We start from the raw sequence: 16,675 nt of genomic DNA, 5'->3' as shown, positions 1-16,675 counted from the left end.
GTTTTTCATGTCAGGTGTGCTGCCGATCAGCCGCCGCGCGGACCGCCGCGACGGGGGCCACCCGGGCCACGATTGCCGCCGGGGCCGCCCGCACCGCGGTTGCCCCCCGGACCGCCGGGGCCGCGATTGCCACCGGGGCCACCCGGGCCACGGTGGCCGCCGCCGGGACCGCGGCTGCCCGGACGGGCACCCTGCGCCGGCTTCGGGCTGCCATACGGATTGAAGCCCGGGTTGGCGTGGTCGGACGGGAAGCTCGGGGCGTTGCCCGGATGCCCGTACGGATGCTTGTTGCCCTGCGCGCCCTGGCTGCGGTTGCCCGCGCCGGGACGGCCCTGGCCACCGGCACCACCGCGACCCTGGCCGCCTGCGGCGCCTGGACCCTTCGGCTTGCCATAAGGACGGCCCTGGCCGCCGCCCGGACCACGCGCGCCCGGACCGGCGTTGCGGTGGCCGCTCGGGCCGGTGCTGACGCCATCGGGCACGTACCAGGTGCGGAACGCAGCCGGATTGCCTTCCGGCAGCGAACGGTCATTCTTCGGCTTGCGCTGCTTGAACGGCTTCTGCGACTGCTTGGCCGCGGCTTCGCCGCTGACCGTGAGGCCGCCCTTGAAGCCACCCCCCTTGCCGCCGCGGCCACGGCCACGGTCTTCGCGCAGGGTGTCGAAACGGCGCAGTTCGCGCCCTTCGTCGGCCGTGCTGTGGCCATTGACGTAAGCGTTGCCACGGCCGCCTTCGCGCACGCGCACGGTGGTCTTGGCGGCGCGGCGCTGGCCGATCACCGGCTGCAGGGTGAGGGCCGACGGGGCGCCTTCTTCCAGCTTCAGTTCAGCACGCAGCGCTTCGACCTGGGCGCTCGGCAGCTCGACCGACTGGCCACGGGCCAGTTCGCGCGGCAGGCTGACCCGGCCGTAGCGGGTGCGCTTGAGGCGACTGACCTGGCAGCCCTGCGATTCCCACAGGCGGCGCACTTCGCGGTTGCGGCCTTCCTTGACCACGACGCGGAACCAGTCGTGCGAATCGGTACCGCCGATGCGTTCGATCTCGTCGAACTTGGCCGGGCCGTCTTCCAGCGCGACGCCACGGGCAAGGCGGTCGACGATGGCATCGGCCACCTTTTCCTGGCCTTCCGGTGCACGCACGCGGACCACGTACTCGCGCTCGACCTCGAAGGACGGGTGCATCATCGCGTTGGCCAGTTCACCGTCGGTGGTCGCCAGCAGCAGGCCGGTGGTGTTGATGTCGAGGCGACCGATCGCGATCCAGCGCGCGCCCTTCAGCGGCGGCAGCGATTCGAACACGGTCGGACGGCCTTCGGGGTCTTCGCGGGTGGTCACTTCGCCTTCCGGCTTGTTGTAGACCAGCACGCGCGAGGGTTCGGACAGCGCCGTGGCGACGAAGCCGCGGCCGTCCAGTTCGATCTTGTCGCCGCTCTTGACCGACATGCCGGTCTGCGCAACTTCACCGTTGACCTTGACCAGGCCTTCGGCGATGCGCTGTTCCAGCGCGCGGCGCGAGCCAAGGCCGGCCTGGGCCAGGACCTTGTGCAGGCGTTCTTCCAACTTGAACTGTTCGGAGGTGGCTTCGCGCTTGAGCGAGAGCTTGTTCAACGACAGCTTGCGAGGGGTGTCACTCATCAGTTTTGCTCCGGCCGACGGTTTCGAGGTCGGCCTCTGGTTCGGAATCGGCTTGGTCAACAGCCACGGTCGTCGTCGCGACGGCGTTGTCTTCGCGTTCGTTCACTGGCACCGCGCGCTCGCCCGGCGCGGAATCGGGGTGCCCATCATCGAGGGGCGAAGGTGCTTGCTCATCGGTGGCCGCCGCAGGGACTGCGTCGGCGGAATACGGGGTGTTGCCACCGGCCAGGCCGGCATCATCATTGGCGGCCCCGTCCGGCTCGGCCGAAACGTCGGGGCCGTCGGCGCTGGCGGCAGCCGGTGCATCGCGGTCCAGGGCCAGCTGTGGTTCCAGCTCGCCCAGGTCCTTCAACTCCGACAGCGGCGGCAGCTCATCCAGGCGCTTGAGGCCGAAGTAATCCAGGAAGCCCTTGGTGGTGCCGAACAGTGCCGGCTTGCCGGGCACGTCGCGGTGGCCGACGACGCGGATCCATTCGCGTTCTTCCAGTGCCTGGATGATGTTGCTGCTGACAGCGACGCCGCGCACCTGCTCGATCTCGCCGCGGGTGATCGGTTGCCGGTAGGCGATCAGCGCCAGCGTTTCCAGGGTGGCACGGGTGTAGCGGGTCTTGCGTTCGGTCCACAGCCGGCTGATCCAGCCATGCACCTCGCCGGTGACCTGGTAGCGGAAGCCGGAGGCGACCTCGACCAGTTCCACGCCGCGGCCTTCGCAGCCTTCGCGCAGGTGCTCCAGCGCACGTTCGATGCTGCCCGGCGGTGCTGGTTCCTCCTCCGGGAACAGGTCTTTCAGCTGGGCCAGGGTCAGCGGCTGGCTGGAGGCCAGCAGGGCACCTTCGACAATGCGGTTGATCAGCGGTTGATCCATCGGCAGGCAGCGCTCACTCGTTCTCGTTGGCGGCGTCGTTGTCGTCGAACTCGCTGCTGAACTGCAGCGGGGCATTGGTGTTGCCGGCCGCCAGCGACTTCACGTAGATCGCCGCCAGCGGTTCCTCCTGGACGATGTCCAGCAGTTGCTCCTTGGCCAGTTCCAGCACGGCCAGGAAGGTGACCAGCACGCCCAGCTTGCCTTCTTCAGCAGTGAACAGGCTTTCAAAACGGTAGAACCTGCCGTCTTCCATGCGGCCGAGCACTTCGCCCATGCGCTGCCTCACGCTCAGCGCCTCGCGCTTGATCGCGTGGCCGCTGAACAGCTCGGCGCGCTTGAGCACATCGTGCAGTGCCAGCAGCATCTCCTTCAGGTCCACCGGCGGCGGCAGTTTCACCGTGGCGCGTTCGGGCATGAAGGCATGGGCCACCGTGGTGTCCCGGTCCTGGCGGGGCAGGGCATCGATGTCCTCCGCCGCCTGCTTGAAACGTTCGTACTCCTGCAGCCGGCGCACCAGTTCGGCGCGCGGATCGGCTTCATCGCCTTCGTCGCTGACCGGGCGCGGCAGCAGCATGCGCGACTTCACCTCGGCCAGGATCGCTGCCATCACCAGATACTCGGCCGCCAGTTCGAAGCGCAGCTCGCGCATCACGGTGATGTACTCCACGTACTGCCGGGTGATCTCGGCCACGGGGATGTCCAGCACGTCCAGGTTCTGCCGGCGGATCAGGTACAGCAGCAGGTCCAGCGGACCTTCGAAGGCATCCAGGATGACTTCCAGTGCATCCGGCGGGATGTACAGGTCCTGCGGGATCTGCAGGACCGGTTGCCCATGCACGACGGCCAGCGGCATTTCCTGCTGCTGGGGGGCGGGCGGCCGGGTTGGCGGGTTCGCGTCGAGCGCGAGTTCGGAAGTCATCTAATGGACATCAGGATTGCAACGGACCAGTCGCGGCACCCGGCGCCGCGCGTGCACCGCGGGCCCCAAGGCACCAGGCGCGCCTGTCTCGGCGCGATTCCACACATATCAAACAGCAGGACGCGCCGCAGGAGACGGCAGCGACGGGACTACGGGGAGGTCGTCTACGTGGCCTGCCCGGAAGCGGCAGGTCGGTCGTCGGGGGCTGCGTTGGCCGCAAAAACCGACGGGTTGCTGCATCCAGCCACGTGCAATGGACGCTAGGGTAAGCCTTTGCCGCGCCAGTGTCCAGCTGCGGCCAGGGCGAGGGGGCTTTGGCTAGAATCGGCGGACCCGACAACGCGAGCGAGGAAATGCCGGTGTGGTATGTGATTGAAGGCTATGACGGCCAGGACGTGCTGACGCAACGGCTGCAGGCCCGGCCGGAACACCTGGCGCGGCTGCACGCGCTGCGTGATGAAGGGAGACTGCTGCTGGCCGGCCCCTGTCCGGCGATCGACAGCGAAGATCCAGGCCCGGCGGGGTTCAGTGGTTCGGTGGTGATCGCCCGCTTCGGGTCGCTGCCGGAGGCACAGGCCTGGGCCGATGCGGACCCCTATGTGGCCGCAGGTGTCTACGTGAGGGTGCAGGTGCGGCCCTTCCGCCAGGTGTTGCCGTGAACGCGGACCGGATCGAGCGAATTCGTGATGCGCTGCAGCAGGCGCTGGCCCCGAGCGTGCTCGAGATCGAGGACGACAGTCATCGTCATGCCGGCCACGCTGGCGCGCGCGATGGACGTGGCCATTTCAACGTGCATGTGGTCAGCGAGCGCTTTGCCGGCCTCGGCCCGTTGGCCCGCCACCGCGCGGTATACGCGGCGTTGGGCGCGATGATGGAGACCGACATCCACGCGCTGTCCATCCGCGCGCTGGCACCGTCAGAACAGGGCTGAGCCCTTGTCCCGCACTGTCATTGCCGGTCCGTGCGTGGGCCGTCAGGGACAGATTTCCATGTCCATTTCAGGACATTCGTCTAACGGACAGTTTACAAGCCCAGATGGAAACGCTTACATTCCGCGCCAATGCTGGTAGGTCCAAGCCGTGGAGGGCGGCTTCGTGAACAAGGCAGCCATTACAATCAAGGATGTCGCACGCGAAGCCCGGGTCTCCGTGGCCACGGTTTCCCGCGCGCTCAACGGGCATGAAAATGTCGCCGAACCGGTCCGCCAGCTTGTGCTGGAGGTGGCCGCACGGTTGCGTTACACCCCGCACGCCGCCGCCCGCAGCCTGAGCAGCCGCCGCACCAACACGGTCGGCGTGGTGCTGCCGGACCTGTACGGCGAGTTCTTCTCCGAGCTGATGCGCGGCATCGACGGCGTTGCCCGCAGCCGCCGCCAGCATCTGCTGGTGTCCAGCTACCACGGCGACCAGGAGCAGCAGGGTGCTGCCCTGCGCGCCATGCGCGGGCGTGTCGATGGCCTGCTGGTGCTCTCGCCCTATGCCGAGAGCCCCGGCTTCCTGACCGACAACCTGCCGCAGTCGCTGCCCACCGTACTGATCAACACCTACCTGCCTGGGCAGGATCATCCGGTGTTGAGCATCGACGACCACGCGGGCGCAATGGCGATGACCCGTCATCTGCTCGATGCCGGTCACCGGCGCATCGCGTTCATTTCTGGCCCGGACCTCAACTTCGACGCGCGCGAGCGCCTGCGCGGCTTCCGTGACGCGCTGGCGGCTGCCGGCGGCAGCGCCGAAGGCATCGAGCTGCCCGGTGATTTCGACGAAGCTTCCGGCCATCGCGCCGGTCAGGAGTTGTTGGCAGCCGGCACGCTGCCCGATGCCGTGTTCGCCGCCAACGACATGATGGCACTTGGCTGCCTGTACGCCTTTGCGCAGGCAGGCGTCCATGTTCCGTCCGATGTCGCCCTGGCGGGTTTTGATGACATTCCGCTGGCACGTTTCGTTCACCCGTCGCTGACCACCATGCAGGTCAGCATCGCCGAGCTCGGCGATCGGGCGATGACGCGCCTGATGCAGTTGATGGACGGCACCTCCACGGAAGGGGCCGGGGACAAGCAGACCCTGGTACCCCGTCTCGTTGTTCGCGATTCCACCACTCCGCCATCCGGCCGTTGAAGCCGGAGGCGTTCCTTCTTTTTTGATTGATCGCAGGGGACCGCACACGCGGTCGCCGCCACCCGGAGATTGAGTTGATGATGCATTCCACTATTCGCACGCCGGCGCGCCGGCTGCTGAGCACCGCACTGGTCAGCTGCCTGATGCTGGCCGCCGCCCCGAACGCCCTGGCGCAGTCGGCCAACGCCAGCCTGCGCGGCCAGGTTGCCGGCGCACAGGCCGGTTCGGAAGTCACCGCCACCAACGTTGCGACCGGCACCGTGCGCCGCGGCACCGTCCGCGCCGACGGCAGCTACTCGCTGATGGGCCTGGACCCGGGCACCTATGACGTGGTGGCCAACGGCCAGAGCCAGAAGGTCACCGTGACCGTGGCCTCCACCGCCACCCTGAACTTCGCCGGCGCTGCCAGCAGCACCCCGGGTTCGACCGCAGCCACCAACCTGGACACCGTCAACGTCGTCGCGCCGACCCTGCTGCAGGAAGTGCGCACGTCCGAAGTCGGCAAGACCGTCAGCCTGCAGCAGATCCAGACCACCCCGCAGGTGTCGCGCAACTTCCTGGAGTTCGCCGACGCGGTGCCGGGCCTGATCTTCACCCGTGATGCGAAGGGCAACACCTCGCTGCGCGGCGGCGCCACCAATGCCGATGGCACCAACGTGTACATCGATGGCGTGGGCCAGAAGAGCTACGTCAAGGGCGGCGGTGTGGCCGGCCAGTCCGGCAGCGCCGGCAACCCCTTCCCGCAGCTGGCCATTGGCGAATACAAGGTCATCAGCGGCAACTACAAGGCCGAGTACGGCCAGGTCTCGAGCGCTGCGGTGACCGCCGCGACCAAGTCCGGCACCAACGAATTCAAGGGTGAGGCGTTCTATCGCTACACCGACGAGGACATGCGCGCCAAGACCCCGGCCGAACGCCAGGGCGGCAAGGACAAGCAGGTGTCGGCCGAGAAGGAATACGGCTTCGCGCTGGGCGGCCCGATCATCCAGGACAAGGCCCACTTCTTCGTGACCTACGAAGCCAAGCGCTTCGACCTGCCGGTCACCATCGCACCGGACGGTGCGGTCACCGGTGCCGCCGGTCTGCTGCCGCCCGCCGGCGCCGCCGGTCTCGGCCCGGCCAGCCAGCCGTTCCAGCAGGACCTGATCTTCGGCAAGATCGACTTCGAGCCGACCGACAACGATCGCATCGAGCTGACCTTCCAGGACCGCGACGAAACGCAGTCGCAGTTCAGTGGCCAGACCTCGCCGGAAGCCGGCCGTGAAGTGGTCAATACCGACCGTCGTTACGCGCTGCGCTGGAACCACAGCGGCGAGCGCTACTACAACGAATTGATGGTCACCCACGAAGATTCGTTCAACAACCCGACCCCGCTGACCCTGGCCAACGGCATCACCTACACCGCGCCGGACGGTCCTGAAGACCGCACGATCGTGAAGATCGGTGGCGCCTCGGCACTGGACTCGCAGGTGAAGGGCCAGAAGGGCTGGTCGATCGAAGACAACCTGACCCTGGATGGCATCCAGTGGGCGGGCGACCACACCATCAAGATGGGCGTGAAGTACAAGCAGATCGACCTGTACGCTTCCGATGCGGCGCAGATCAACCCGACCTTCACCTACACCCTGGGTGATCCGGACTTCCCGGACTCGATTCCGTACAAGGCGCAGTTCGTCAAGCCGGTGACCGGCGTGTCGGGCGTGTCCGGCGAAGTACGCTCCAAGTCCAAGCAGTACGGCGTGTTCATCCAGGACGACTGGCAGGTCAATGACCACCTGCAGCTGAACATCGGCCTGCGCTGGGACTACGAGAAGACCCCGTCTTACCTGGACTTCGTGACCCCGCAGCAGGTGGTCGATGCCATCTATTCGCAGGATCCGCGCGCACCCGCCGGCCAGACCTACGCCGATTCGCTGGCGCTGGGCGGCCTGGACATCAGCGACTACATCAGCAACGGTCACAACCGCAAGGCATTCAAGGATGCCTGGCAGCCGCGCCTGGGCTTCTCGTATGACATCAACGCCGACGAGCAGCATGTGATCCACGGTGGTGCCGGCCGTTCCTACGACCGCGACCTGTTCGACAACCTGCAGCTGGAGACCACCAAGCTGGCCCTGCCGCAGCCGACCATCTACTTCCGCAACCCGGCCACCGGGACCTGCATCAACGGTCAGGCCGCCTGCTACGACTGGAATCCGAACCTGCTCAACGGCATCGGCAACCTGCAGGCACTGGTGGGTTCGACCAGCAACGCCGGCCTGGAGGTCGACCTGCTGAACAACAAGCTGAAGGCTCCGTACTCGGATCAGTTCAGCCTGGGCATGAGCAACCAGATCGGTGACTGGCTGACCGACGCCACCATCGCCCGCACCCTGAGCTACGACGGCTTCGCCTTCACCCTGGGCAACCGTTACCCGACCGGCCAGTTCTTCGATGATCCGCGCCTGTGCGGCGGCACCGAGCCGGGCCTGAGCCAGGCCTGGAGCTGCAACGTGCCGGGCTTCGGCAGCCTGATCATCGGCCAGCAGGGCATCAAGACCCGCGCCACCCAGGTCCTGCTGTCGGCGCAGAAGCCGTTCACCAAGGAAAGCGGCTGGGGCACCTCGATCGCCTACACCTGGACCACCGCACGCCACAACCGCGACATCAACGAGAAGTACGCCTTCGACCGCGGCCTGATCGGCGATTACCCGACCATCCGTTCCAACGGTGCTCCCCGTCACCGCCTGGTGGTGACCGGTTCGTACGCGGGCTTCTGGGGCATCACCTTCGGCGGCAAGATCACCCTGGCAACGCCGACGGCCGTCAACGACTGGTACCCCGTGCCGCAGGCCAGCGGCTACACCCTGCCGACCCCGCAGGCGGCCGTGCCCAACGCCAACGGCAAGTTCCTGGTGGGTGGCAAGATCTTCGGCTACCGCTCGGTCGACCTGCAGGCGACGAAGACGTTCAAGATGCCGGGTGATACCGAGCTGTACGCTCGCCTGGACATCATCAACGTGTTCGATTTCGACAACTTCTCCACCTACAACTACGTCAAGACCAACGGCAAGCTGCAGGCCAGCTACAACGAGACCGGTGACATCATCGGTACGCCCCGCCAGATCAAGGCGGAAGTGGGCTTCCGCTTCTAAGCGGGTACGCCTGCTGCAGGAGTCGATGCCGCCGGTTCGCCAGCGGCATCGGCAACTGCGATGATCGCGCTGTCAGGCCACGTTCCCGTGGCTTTTTTAAATGTGTGGTTTGTAAACGATTTCAGATCATTGGACGTTATGCTTTCCCATCGATCAGTCCACCGGAGGAACCGCGCCATGCAGGCACGCCACCTGTTGTCCGCCGCAGCGATGACCCTGGCCATCGCCGCCTGCAAGCCGGCCCAGCAGGAGCCCGCCAAACCCCGGCCGCCGGTGATCCTGATCGAGGCTGATGCACCGCCGCGGCCGATGAAGCCGGAACTGCCGCCGCTGTTCGATGACATTGAACGCCGCACCTTCCAGTTCTTCTGGGACACCACCAATGAAGTGAACGGCCTGACACCGGACCGCTATCCGTCACGCCCGTTCGCCAGCATCGCCTCGGTCGGCTTCGCGCTCACCGCCTATCCGATCGGCATCGAGAATGGCTGGGTCAGCCGCAACCAGGCGATCGACCGCACGCTGACGACGCTGAAATTCTTCCGTGACGTGCCGATGGGCCCGCAGCGCACCGGCAAGGCCGGCTACAAGGGCTTCTACTATCACTTCCTGGACATGCAGGAAGGCCGCCGTTACGACAGCTGGGTCGAACTGTCGTCGGTGGATACCGCGCTGCTGATGATGGGCGTGCTGTTCGCGCAGTCCTATTACGACGGCGATGATCCGCGCGAGAAGGAAATCCGGCAGATTGCCGATACCCTGTACAGGAAGATCGACTGGCCGTGGCTGCAGCAGCGCGCGCCGCTGATCTCGATGGGCTGGTTCCCCGAAAGCGGCTTCATCGACCACGACTGGATGGGCTACAACGAGGCGATGATGGTGTACATCCTTGCCCTCGGCTCGCCCACCCATCCGGTCAGCCCCGACGCATGGACGGTGTGGACCCGGACCTACGACAACGACTGGGGCGTCTACCAGGGCCAGGAATACCTGTCCTTCGGGCCACTGTTCGGCCACCAGTACAGCCATGTCTGGATCGATTTCCGCGATATCCAGGATGCCTACATGCGCGAGCGCGGCAGCACCTACTTCCTCAACAGCCGCTCGGCCGCGTTGGCCCAGCGCGAGTACGCCATCGCCAACCCGATGCAGTGGAAGGAGTACGGTGAGAACGTGTGGGGACTGACCGCCAGCGATGGTCCGCAGAACACCACCCAGGAATATCGCGGCGAGCAGCGCCAGTTCCGCCACTACTCCTCGCGCGGCGCCGGCCTGCGCGAGAACTTCGACGACGGCACCATCGCGCCGACCGCGGCGGTGGCCTCGATCGTGTTCGCCCCGGAGCAGGTCATTCCGGCCACGCTGGAGATGCACAAGCGCTTCGGCGATTACATCTATTCCAGCTACGGCTTCCTGGATTCGTTCAATCCCAGCTTCAGCTACGACATTCCGATCAAGACCGGGCGCCTGGTGCCGGACCGTGGCTGGGTCGCCAGCGACTACATCGCCATCGACCAGGGCCCGATCCTGACCATGATCGCCAACTACCGCAACGACTTCGTGTGGGAAGTCATGAAGAAGAACCCCTACATCCGCAAGGGGCTGGAGCGCGCCGGATTCAGCGGCGGCTGGCTGGCCCCCGAGGGCTCGTTCCAGCCGCTGGAACTGCAGAAGGACGAGAAGGCTGCATCGGCGCGCGCGGTCGGCATCGCCGAGTCACGCGCGGCCGCCGCACAGGAACAGAAGAACAATGCCAACCGCACCACAGGCCAGGGAAAGTAACGCTGTGCAGAACTGGCTCCATCGCATGCGCCGCTGGGCGCTGCCGGCCCTGGCCGCGCTGGTCGTGGCGGGCTGCGCCCGTACCGAACCGGGCACCACCACCGTGCGCTTCTGGGCGATGGGGCGCGAAGCGGAAGTGGTCAGCGAGCTGATCCACGAATTCGAGGCCGAGAATCCCGGCATCAAGGTGGATGTGCAGAACATCCCATGGACCGCGGCGCACGAGAAGCTGCTCACCGCGTTCGCCGCCGATGGCCTGCCCGATGTCTGCCAGCTGGGCAACACCTGGGTTCCCGAATTCGCCGAGCTCGATGCGCTGACGCCGCTGCAACCGTTCGTGCAGCGCTCGGCGGTGGTCGACCCGAAGGATTACTTCCAGGGCATCTGGGACACCAACGTGATCCATGGCGAGCTGGTGGGCGTGCCGTGGTACGTCGATACCCGCCTGATCTATTACCGCAAGGACCTGCTGGCCAAGGCCGGTTACGACCACCCGCCGCGGACCTGGCAGGAGTGGAACGAACAGATGGCGGCGATCAAGCGCATGCAGGGCCCGAACCGCTATGCCGTGCTGATGCCGATCAACGAGTTCGAGCAGCAGCTGTCACTGGCGCTGCAGCAACCCGATCCGCTGCTGCGCGACGACGATACCCGTGGCAACTTCTCAAGCCCGGGCTTCCGCCGCACGCTGGCTTTCTACGCCAACATGTTCGAGCAGGGCTGGGCGCCGAAGATGTCCGAGACGCAGATCTCCAATGTCTGGGATGAATTCTTCCGCGGCTTCAACGTGTTCTACATCTCCGGCCCCTGGAACATCCGCGAGTTCAAGAAGCTGCAGCCGAAGGCGCTGGAAGGGCAGTGGGGCACCGCGGCGTTGCCGGGCCCGGGTGGCCCCGGTGCGGGCATCGCCGGCGGTACCAGCCTGGTGATCTTCCGCAAATCGCAGCAGAAGCAAGCCTCCTGGAAGCTGATCGAGTTCCTGTCGCGCCCGGAAATCCAGGCCCGTTTCCATTCGATCATCGGTGATCTGCCGCCGCGTCGCAGTGCCTGGGATGCACCGTCCCTGGCCGGTGATCCGCTGGCGGCGGCGTTCCGCGACCAGCTGGAGCGGGTCAGGCCGACGCCGAAGGTGCTTGAGTGGGAGCGCATCGTGCAGGAAATGCGCATCGTCACCGAAAAGGTGGTGCGCGGCGGGATGCCCCAGGACGACGCCGTGGCCGAGCTGGACCAGCGCGTGGACAAGGTGCTGGCCAAGCGTCGCTGGATGCATGAACAACAACGCCTGCAGGAGCGCGCGCCTTCGCCGACGCGTTCAAGCAGCACCCTGGCCGATGGGAGCGCGCAATGAAACGAACTTCGCTGGCCGGATGGATCTTCGCAGGCCCATCGCTGATCGTGCTGGGGGTGTTCTTCGGCCTGCCGGTCGCCTCGGCGCTGGCGCTCAGCGTCACCGACTTCGACCTGTACGCATTGGCCGACAGCAGCAACCTGCGTTTCGTCGGCCTCGGCAACTACATCGACCTGCTGCAGACGCCGATGTTCTGGAAGTCGCTGTGGAACACCAGCTACTTCGTGCTGATCGGTGTGCCGCTGTCGATCGGTGTGTCACTGGGCGCGGCGATGCTGCTGAACGCGCCTGCCGCGCGTTTCAAGGCGCTGTTCCGCACCGCGCTGTTCGCGCCGGTGGTGACCACGCTGGTGGCGGTGGCGGTGATCTGGCGCTACCTGTTCCATACCAGCTACGGCCTGGTCAACTACGGCCTGGGCCATCTGGGCATCAGCCCGATCGACTGGCTGGGCGATCCGAACTGGGCGATGCCCACCATCATGCTGTTCGCGGTGTGGAAGAACTTCGGCTACAACATGGTGATCTTCCTGGCCGGCCTGCAGGCGATCCCGCATGATCTGTACGAAGCGGCGCGGATCGACGGTGCCTCGCGCTGGAAGCAGTTCCTGCACATCACCCTGCCCATGCTCGGCCCGGTGCTGCTCGTGGTCGGAGTGATCACCGTCTCCGGCTACTTCCAGCTGTTCGCCGAGCCTTACGTGATGACGCGTGGCGACCCGCTGCAGAGCACGGTCAGCGTGCTGTATTTCATGTTCGAGGAAGGCTTCAAGTGGTGGAACCTGGGACGCGCCTCCGCGGTGGCATTCCTGCTGTTCCTGATCATCCTGGCGGTGACCACCGTGATGCTGCGCTTTGGCCGCAGGAGGCAGTTGGTATGAGTCGTGAAATCGGCCAGTCGCGCTGGCATCCGTGGTGGATCAACGGCGCGTTGCTGGTGCTGGCCCTGGTCAGCCTGGCGCCGCTGCTGTGGATGGTCTCGGTCTCGTTCATGCCGCAGGGCGAGGCCAGCCATTTCCCGCCTCCGCTGTTGCCCTCGCAGGTGACCACCCACAACTACCACGAGCTGTTCGCGCGTACCGGCATGGGCGGCAATTTCGCCAACAGCCTGCTGGTGTCGCTGGCGATCACGCTGGGCTCGCTGCTGCTCAATACGATGGCCGGCTATGCGTTCGCCAAGCTGAATTTCGTTGGCCGTGAGCGCCTGTTCCAGGTGTTGATGGCGGCGCTGGTCATTCCCGCCCAGGTGGCGATGCTGCCGCTGTTCCTGCTGATGAAGCAGCTGGGGCTGGTCAACAGCTTCGGTGGCGTGATCGTGCCGGCGCTGGCGAGCGTGTTCGGCATCTTCCTGGTGCGGCAGTACGCGCGGTCGATCCCGGACGAACTGCTGGAGGCCGCGCGCATCGACGGGGCAGGGGAGCTGCGCATCTTCTTCCAGATCGTGCTGCCGATGCTCAAGCCGGTGCTGGTGACCCTGGCGATCTTCACCTTCATGGGCGCATGGAACGATTTCATGTGGCCGCTGATCGTGTTGACCGATCAGGAGCACTACACTTTGCCGGTGGCCCTGGCCACCCTCTCGCGCGAACACATCATGGACGTGGAAATGATGATGGCCGGCGCGGTGGTTACCGTGGTTCCGGTGCTGGCACTGTTCCTGGTGCTGCAGCGGTACTACATCCAAGGATTGTTGCTGGGGAGCGTGAAGGGATGAAGGGTGCGATCGCCGTTGGACTGGGCCTGTTGTGGACCTCCCTGGCGATCGCCGCCCCTCCGGCGCTGCCGGCGCCGAAGGTGCTGGACGACTTCGACGATGTCAGTGCCTGGAAGCTGGTGCTGTCCGACCAGGTCAGCGGTTCGCTGCGCCCGGTCAGCGGCGCGGGTGGCGGCCGTGCGCTGTGCCTGGATTACGACTTCCACAACGTGTCGGGCTACGTCGGCATCCGTCGCGCGCTGGCGGTTGAGTATCCGGTCAACTACCGCTTCGGCTTCCAGCTGCGCGGTGATTCACCGGCCAATGATCTGCAGTTCAAGCTGATCGACGCCAGCGGTGACAACGTGTGGTGGGTCAACCGCCCCGGTTACAGTTTTCCCAGGTCGTGGACGCCGGTCGAGTACCGGCGTCGGCAGATCGACAAGGCGTGGGGGCCGTCGCCGGAGAAGGAAATGGCGCGCAGCGCCGCAGTCGAGTTCACGATCTACAGCAAGGTCGGCGGACGCGGCACGGTGTGCTTCGACAGACTGACCCTGCAGGGCCTGCCCGCACGGGACGAATCGCCGCTGCGGCCGGAGGTGATTGCCGACACCGCCACGGCGCTGCAGGACCGGATGGTGGACGGCAAGAGCGATACCTTCTGGATCAGCGGTGGGGTGAAGCAGCAGACCATCAGCCTGGACCTGCACAAGAGCCGCGAGATCGGCGGCGCGGTGATCGACTGGCTGCCGGACCTGCAGGCGACCCGCTACACCGTGCGCACGTCCGTGGACGGACGCGACTGGCGCACGGCACGCGAAGTGACCGCCGGTGGGGGTGGCCGTGACTGGCTGGCGCTGCCGGATACCGATGCACGCTATGTGCGCTTCGACCTGCAGGCAGGTCCGAACTGGCGCTATGGCATCCGTGACATCACGCTCAAGCCGCTGGACTTCGCATCCACGCCCAATGCATTCCTGTCGTCGGTTGCGGCTGACCTCCCACGCGGTGCGGTACCGCGCGCGTTCGTGGGCGAACAGCCGTACTGGACCCTGCTGGGTCTGGATGGCGGCCAGCAACAGGCGCTGATCAGCGAAGACGGTGCGCTGGAGCCAGCCAAGGGCAGCTTCAGCATCGAGCCGTTCGTCCGCCTGGATGGCAAGCTGATCGCCTGGAGTGATGTGGCCATCACCCAGTCGCTGCAGGATCGCTACCTGCCCATCGCCAATGTCGACTGGGTGCATGAGAAGGTGGGGCTGGCGGTCACCGGATTCGTGCAGGGCACGCCCGAGCGTGCGCAGCTGATCGGTCGCTACCGCCTGAGCAATCCGGACAAGGTGGCCCACGAGTACACGCTGGCGTTGGCCATCCGCCCCTGGCAGGTCAATCCGCCAACCCAGTTCCTCAACACCACCGGCGGCTTCAGCCGCATCGACAGCCTCGACGTCGGCGAGCAGCTGGTCCGCATCAATGGCGAGCCACGCATCTACCCGCTGCAGGTACCTGATGCGCGTTTTGCCACCTCTTTCGACGGCAAGCTCGATGCCATGCACCTCGCCTCGGGCAAGCTGCCGGCGACGACCACGGTGAAGGACAGCACCGGCATGGCGTCGGGCGCGCTGCTGTACACGATCACCCTGGAACCCGGGCAAAGCCGCGAAGTGGCGGTGGTACTGCCGCAGACCGGTGGCTGGGCGCCGCAGGCCGTGGACGTGGCAAAGGCGCAGCAGCAGGTTGCCGACATGTGGCGTGCCAAGCTCGGCGTGGTGTCGCTGCAGGTTCCGAAGGCGGGCCAGCCGATGGTCGACACGCTGCGCACCGCGGTAGCGCACATGCTGATCTCGCGCGTCGGGCCAAGCCTGCAGCCGGGCACGCGCTCGTATGCGCGCAGCTGGATCCGCGACGGCGCGATGATCTCCGAAGGGTTGCTGCGCATGGGCCGCAGCGACGCGGTGCGTGACTACCTCAACTGGTATGCGCCGTTCCAGTTCGAGAATGGCAAGGTGCCGTGCTGCGTCGACGCACGTGGCAGCGACCCGGTGCCGGAGAACGACAGCCATGGTGAGTTGATCTACAACATCGCCGAGTATGGCCGCTACACCGGCGACAGCACGTTCATGGAACTGATGTGGCCGCATGTGCAGGGGGCCTATCAGTACATGGAGCAGCTGCGTGCCAGCGAGCGCACCGAGGAGAACCGTGCACGCAACCCGGCCTTCTACGGGATGATGCCGGCCTCGATCAGCCACGAAGGTTACTCGGCCAAGCCGATGCATTCGTATTGGGACAACTTCTGGGCGCTGCGTGGCTACAAGGACGCTGCGCTGCTGGCGACGCAACTGGGCAAGGTGGAGGCGATGCAGATCGCCGAGTCACGCGATCAGTTCCGCGACGACCTGCAGGCATCGCTGCTGTCGGCCATGCAGCAGCACAACATCGATTACCTGCCGGGCTCGGCGGAGCTGGGCGATTTCGATGCGACGTCGACAACCATCGCACTGGCGCCCGGGGGCGAGCAGGGCCGGCTGCCGCAGCAGGCCCTGGAAGCAACCTTCGAGCGTTACTGGAAGGAATTCGTCGCGCGTCGCGATGGCAAGCGCGAATGGAAGGACTATACGCCGTATGAGTGGCGCAACGTCGCCGCCTTCGTGCGCCTGGGCTGGCGCGACCGCGCCTGGCAGGCGACCGAGTTCTTCTTCAAGGACCGTGCCCCGCAGGCATGGAACCAATGGGCGGAAGTGGTCTCGCGGACACCGCGCAAGCCGTTCTTCGTCGGCGACCTGCCGCATGCATGGGTCGCGTCGGATTTCGTGCGCTCGGCGCTGGACATGTTCGCCTATAGCCGCGACATGGATGAGTCACTGGTGCTGGCCGGCGGCGTTCCAACCGCCTGGCTGCAGGGTGAGGGCATCGCGGTGCAGGGCCTGCGTACGCCGCAGGGGCAGTTGAACTATCGGTTGCGGCGCAGTGACAAGCTGCTGGTGCTGGAGGTGCAGCCCGGCCTGGTGCCACCGGCTGGAGGCGTCGTGCTTCCGTGGCCCTATGCGGGCGAACCGGGTGACGCCACCATCAATGGCGCGCCGGGTGAATGGATCGACCGCGAACTGCATGTGCACGAACTGCCTGCCCGCGTCGAGATCGAAGTGCCGGCGGCAGTGCGTCGCTCCGAGCGCAAGGGACAGTAAG

12 protein-coding genes are annotated in these 16,675 nt (G+C 66.1%); 9 read left to right on the top strand and 3 right to left on the bottom strand.

All coding sequences use genetic code 11. The annotated features are described in order from the left end of the window. Positions 1-26: 26 nt before the first annotated feature. The 3 genes from N7367_RS11050 to N7367_RS11040 are packed head-to-tail and all read right to left on the bottom strand — an operon-like array spanning position 27 to position 3,418. Positions 27-1,634, bottom strand: coding sequence for a pseudouridine synthase (locus N7367_RS11050; RefSeq protein WP_279942389.1), 1,608 nt, complete (start codon positions 1,632-1,634; stop codon positions 27-29). Beyond that, positions 1,627-2,499 (bottom strand): SMC-Scp complex subunit ScpB, encoded by an 873-nt coding sequence (scpB, locus tag N7367_RS11045; protein WP_053516880.1) that lies wholly within the window; start codon positions 2,497-2,499, stop codon positions 1,627-1,629. Before scpB ends, N7367_RS11050 begins: the two co-directional genes overlap by 8 nt. A gap of 13 nt (positions 2,500-2,512) precedes the next feature. Next, positions 2,513-3,418 (bottom strand): ScpA family protein, encoded by a 906-nt coding sequence (locus tag N7367_RS11040; RefSeq protein WP_053516881.1) that lies wholly within the window; start codon positions 3,416-3,418, stop codon positions 2,513-2,515. Between the two features lie 359 nt (positions 3,419-3,777). On the opposite strand from N7367_RS11040, the gene N7367_RS11035 reads away from it, so the two are divergent. The 9 genes from N7367_RS11035 to N7367_RS10995 all read left to right on the top strand — a co-directional run bounded on the left by N7367_RS11035 (position 3,778) and on the right by N7367_RS10995 (position 16,674). Beyond that, a complete protein-coding gene (locus N7367_RS11035) occupies positions 3,778-4,077 on the top strand; it encodes a YciI family protein (RefSeq protein WP_065175545.1) in 300 nt (99 codons plus the stop codon). Next, on the top strand, positions 4,074-4,349 hold the full coding sequence (locus N7367_RS11030) for a BolA family protein (RefSeq protein WP_074899338.1): 276 nt from the start codon (positions 4,074-4,076) through the stop codon (positions 4,347-4,349). Before N7367_RS11035 ends, N7367_RS11030 begins: the two co-directional genes overlap by 4 nt. 148 nt (positions 4,350-4,497) lie before the next feature. Further along, positions 4,498-5,535: a LacI family DNA-binding transcriptional regulator gene (locus N7367_RS11025; RefSeq protein WP_053516884.1), complete on the top strand. Its 1,038-nt coding sequence runs from the start codon at positions 4,498-4,500 to the stop codon at positions 5,533-5,535. A 77-nt stretch (positions 5,536-5,612) separates the two neighbouring features. Continuing rightward, complete coding sequence (locus N7367_RS11020; RefSeq protein WP_279942388.1) at positions 5,613-8,669, top strand: TonB-dependent receptor; 3,057 nt, start codon at positions 5,613-5,615, stop codon at positions 8,667-8,669. Between the two features lie 177 nt (positions 8,670-8,846). Continuing rightward, on the top strand, positions 8,847-10,451 hold the full coding sequence (locus tag N7367_RS11015) for a glucoamylase family protein (RefSeq protein WP_053516886.1): 1,605 nt from the start codon (positions 8,847-8,849) through the stop codon (positions 10,449-10,451). Positions 10,452-10,455: 4 nt separating this feature from the next. Next, positions 10,456-11,799 carry a sugar ABC transporter substrate-binding protein gene (locus tag N7367_RS11010; RefSeq protein WP_279942386.1) on the top strand — a complete coding sequence of 448 codons (1,344 nt, stop codon included), beginning with the start codon at positions 10,456-10,458 and terminating at the stop codon, positions 11,797-11,799. Further along, positions 11,796-12,677 (top strand): sugar ABC transporter permease, encoded by an 882-nt coding sequence (locus N7367_RS11005; RefSeq protein ID WP_065175483.1) that lies wholly within the window; start codon positions 11,796-11,798, stop codon positions 12,675-12,677. Before N7367_RS11010 ends, N7367_RS11005 begins: the two co-directional genes overlap by 4 nt. Then, positions 12,674-13,510: a carbohydrate ABC transporter permease gene (locus N7367_RS11000; RefSeq protein WP_053516890.1), complete on the top strand. Its 837-nt coding sequence runs from the start codon at positions 12,674-12,676 to the stop codon at positions 13,508-13,510. The genes N7367_RS11005 and N7367_RS11000 overlap by 4 nt, the downstream gene beginning before the upstream one ends. Next, entirely contained in the window at positions 13,507-16,674 is a 3,168-nt protein-coding gene (locus N7367_RS10995) for a discoidin domain-containing protein (protein ID WP_279942385.1), read from the top strand. The genes N7367_RS11000 and N7367_RS10995 overlap by 4 nt, the downstream gene beginning before the upstream one ends. Position 16,675: the final 1 nt, after the last annotated feature.

This window comes from Stenotrophomonas sp. GD04145, assembly GCF_029835135.1.
Classification (GTDB): Bacteria; Pseudomonadota; Gammaproteobacteria; order Xanthomonadales; family Xanthomonadaceae; genus Stenotrophomonas; species Stenotrophomonas maltophilia_P.
Note: the sequence above shows the minus strand (reverse complement) of the source record. Positions and strands in the feature narration are given on the sequence as shown.

Bases quoted from the DNA above. Each gene is read 5' to 3' on its own strand.
- N7367_RS11000 (WP_053516890.1), top strand. From the start codon at position 12,674: ATGAGTCGTGAAATCGGCCAGTCGCGCTGGCATCCGTGGTGGATCAAC.
- N7367_RS11040 (WP_053516881.1), bottom strand. From the start codon at position 3,418: ATGACTTCCGAACTCGCGCTCGACGCGAACCCGCCAACCCGGCCGCCC.
- N7367_RS11050 (WP_279942389.1), bottom strand. From the start codon at position 1,634: ATGAGTGACACCCCTCGCAAGCTGTCGTTGAACAAGCTCTCGCTCAAG.
- N7367_RS10995 (WP_279942385.1), top strand. From the start codon at position 13,507: ATGAAGGGTGCGATCGCCGTTGGACTGGGCCTGTTGTGGACCTCCCTG.
- N7367_RS11005 (WP_065175483.1), top strand. From the start codon at position 11,796: ATGAAACGAACTTCGCTGGCCGGATGGATCTTCGCAGGCCCATCGCTG.
- N7367_RS11020 (WP_279942388.1), top strand. From the start codon at position 5,613: ATGATGCATTCCACTATTCGCACGCCGGCGCGCCGGCTGCTGAGCACC.
- N7367_RS11015 (WP_053516886.1), top strand. From the start codon at position 8,847: ATGCAGGCACGCCACCTGTTGTCCGCCGCAGCGATGACCCTGGCCATC.
- scpB (WP_053516880.1), bottom strand. From the start codon at position 2,499: ATGGATCAACCGCTGATCAACCGCATTGTCGAAGGTGCCCTGCTGGCC.